Here is a 3234-nt window from a genome sequence, read left to right on the forward strand (position 1 = left end):
TGTTTCGCATTGTGCTTGATCGGCATTTTCTGACTGAAAAGGGCCATTCTCTGCCCTATGCTCATCGGCGCTTCGAGGATATGTTCAAAACAGCTCACCCCGATTTATCGAAAGAGGATTTCCCGACTGTCGCCCAACTGCGCTATTTCTATGAACGGGAATATGTCCGGCCTGAACGTATCCGGTTGAGAGTCAATAAGATCGAGTATCAGAAGGACATCAGGCCGTTACAAGGAACAGCTACAGCCGAAGTTCATGGTCCTGGTGCGCGATACGAAATCGACGCTACTATTGCGGATATTTATCTGCTCTCCGCTGACCGACAAAAGATCATTGGCCGACCAACCTTGTATGTAGTTGTCGATGTTTACAGCAGATTGATCGCCGGTTTTTATGTGGGGCTTGAAAATCCCTCTTATGTCACCGCCATGTTGGCACTGGTGACGGCCATGACTGATAAGACTCAGCTATGCCACTCTTTCGGCTATGACATAGAATCAGAAGATTGGCCATCCATGGGGCTACCAGACGCCATTTTGGCAGATCGTGGAGAACTGCTTGGTCATCAGATTGAATACCTGGAGCAGTCCTTTGGAGTCCGAATTGAGAATACGCCGCCGTATCGTGGGGATGCGAAGGGTATCGTTGAACGGCACTTCCGGACCATTCAAGCGGACTTCAAACCATTTGTGCCAGGAGTAGTTGCGGGCACCATCATTAAGAAGCGGGGCGGGAAAGATTATCGATTGGACGCAACACTCACCTTGGCAGATTTCACTAAAATCATTATCGGCTCCATTCTGCATCGCAACCAGAGTTCGGTATTGGTCAAATATGATCGCGATTCGGATATGCCTGACACCCTCGCTCCGGTGCCCCTCAATATCTGGCGCTGGGGTATTCAAAATCGCAGTGGACGACTGCGTAACACGTCTGAGGCGGCACTGAGGCTGGCAATGCTGCCGCGTCAAAAGGCGACGGTTTCCGATTTTGGTATTCGGTGCTTTGGTGCCTATTACACCTGTAATGAGTTGCTGGCATCCGGTTGGTTACATAGAAGCGGGCGACAGCGGCCCGGCCCATTTGTGGCTGCTTACGATCCTTCAGTAGCCGATATCATTTATGTCTTCCCTGATGTATCCAAATCGGATTATTGGGAATGCTCGCTCACCGATCGCTCAAGGGAATTCAGGGGCCGAACGATGTGGGAGCTCTGGGATAGTCAGGAGCAACAACGAAAATCAACAGCGACAGCTAAATTAGAGGAGGCAGAAAGTAAAAGAGTGCTGGAAAACCTGATTCAGGAAACGATCCAACGAGCGGAAAAATTACGTCCTTCTTACTTTGGTGAATCGAAGACAGAAACTTTGGCTGGCATCAACCAAAACCGCCGGGATGCCCGTGAGCAGGAACGCCAGCAACGACGTGTGGATAGTCAACCAACGAAATCGAAGCCCAAAGCAGAGGTCAGGTATTTGACTGAACAACCCGAAAATGTTGCTTTCCCAGATTTTCTGGATGATCTGTTTGGAGAGGATGTATGACACTACCCAAAGGTATGGTTCAGGCGATTTACAAGGATACCGGGATCAGTCAATACCAAGGAAATCCACTCATTGAAGCGCTGCCGCCGATCTTGGATAGACGTCAGTTAAAGGAGGGGTTATCAGGCCAAATTGCGTTTCGACCAACGGATATTTATCTTGATGGTCCGACCCGCATTCATGTTATCTCCCAATTACTCGATAATTTTTTCCAGCCGCTATCCCGTCACATCGAGCTGGAGTCGAAATTATCGGTCATGCTTCGGCAAGGGTATGTTGGCAGAAATCTGGCGACTGGCGAGCTGAATGCTCACATCCAGAATGGTTATGAGCGTGTCATGCAGGGTGATTTAGCCGTTTTCCGGTTCGAGCATGTGGAGTCCACGGCTAAGAGCCTGGCTTTCATCGGCTGTTCCGGGTCAGGAAAGACAAGTTCGTTGAATCGTATTTTGGCCACCTACCCGCAATTGATTTATCACGAAACGTACAACTTCACCCAGATTGTTTTCCTCAAAATTGACTGCCCGCATGACGGATCCCTGAAAAGCCTTTGTCATAACTTTTTCCGTGAAATCGACGCGGTGCTCGCCACCAATTACGTACGGCGCTATGTGGAAAAACGGCATAGTGTGGAAACCCTGATTGCGGTAATGGCGCATATTGCTAATACGCACGCGATTGGCCTGCTGGTGATTGATGAAATCCAGCATTTGAGTGTTAAGCATTCCGGTGGTGCAGAGCGTATGCTCAATTTTTTCGTCACTCTGGTGAATGAAATTTCAGTCCCGGTTGTCATGGTGGGGACACCAAAAGCCAGATCTGTCTTTGAGCTGGACCTGCGATCCGCGCGTCGCGGTGCAGGTTTTGGTGCAATTCTGTGGGAGCCATTGAGCAAGCCTTCAGGCGATCAGGTAATATCACGGACCGAATGGGGAGCCTTCACCGACCGTTTGTGGAAGTATCAGTGGCTGACCAAAGCATCACCCGATGTGACCGATGAAATTCGTGATACCTGGTATGATCTTTCTCAAGGCATTATGGATGTCGTCATCAAGCTATTTGTTCTGTCACAAATCCGGGCTGTTGTCACAGGCGTTGAACGCATTACCCAGAGCTTGATGAGAAAAGTTTATCAGGATGAGCTAAAGCCCATCCACCCTATGATTGATGCATTGCGGTCCGGTGATGTCACAAAAATAGCCCGTTACTCCGACCTGACCATTCCCGACGTGGATAGAAAAATACTCGAACTGGGCCATCTGCTGCGTTCCAATCAGGAACGCATTGATACTGCCGTCAAGTATGGGGGAAATGAACAAGCCATTCGTTTACACAATATGCTGGTCGATATGGGGTATGTCTCTGAGTTGCTTGAACCTCTGATCAATAGGGCTTTTGAAAATCACCCGGGACTTGTGATGAAGGATCTTATGCCGCTGATTCTCTCTTGGTATCAGAGCGCAGAGAGAGAAAAGACAGCATCATCAAAGCCGAAAATGAAGGCGATGAAAAAAGCTGATTGGCATACCCTGGACTCAAACGATTTGCGTTTTTTATTTTCGCAGTCCGCCAATGAGGAAGCCTTCCTAGAATCACTGAGTCGCGAAGGTTTGCTTTTCGATGCCGAGAACTGGATCAATTCCTTTGGGTGATGGTCGTGTTGAATTTTCCTATACCTTATGCAGAGGAA

2 protein-coding genes are annotated in these 3234 nt (G+C 48.8%); both read left to right on the forward strand.

The window, feature by feature from the left end; all coding sequences use genetic code 11:
- Nucleotides 1-1544: Mu transposase C-terminal domain-containing protein (locus AC2VLY_RS05370; RefSeq protein ID WP_486921900.1), on the forward strand; the 1544-nt coding region annotated here is incomplete at its 5' end.
- Entirely contained in the window at nt 1541-3196 is a 1656-nt protein-coding gene (locus tag AC2VLY_RS05375; protein ID WP_486892435.1) for an AAA family ATPase, read from the forward strand. The genes AC2VLY_RS05370 and AC2VLY_RS05375, both read left to right, overlap by 4 nt.
- Nucleotides 3197-3234 lie beyond the last annotated feature (38 nt).

It is taken from the genome of Acidithiobacillus sp. TH-A36, assembly GCF_057473445.1.

Bases quoted from the DNA above. Each gene is read 5' to 3' on its own strand.
- AC2VLY_RS05375 (WP_486892435.1), top strand. From the start codon at position 1,541: ATGACACTACCCAAAGGTATGGTTCAGGCGATTTACAAGGATACCGGG.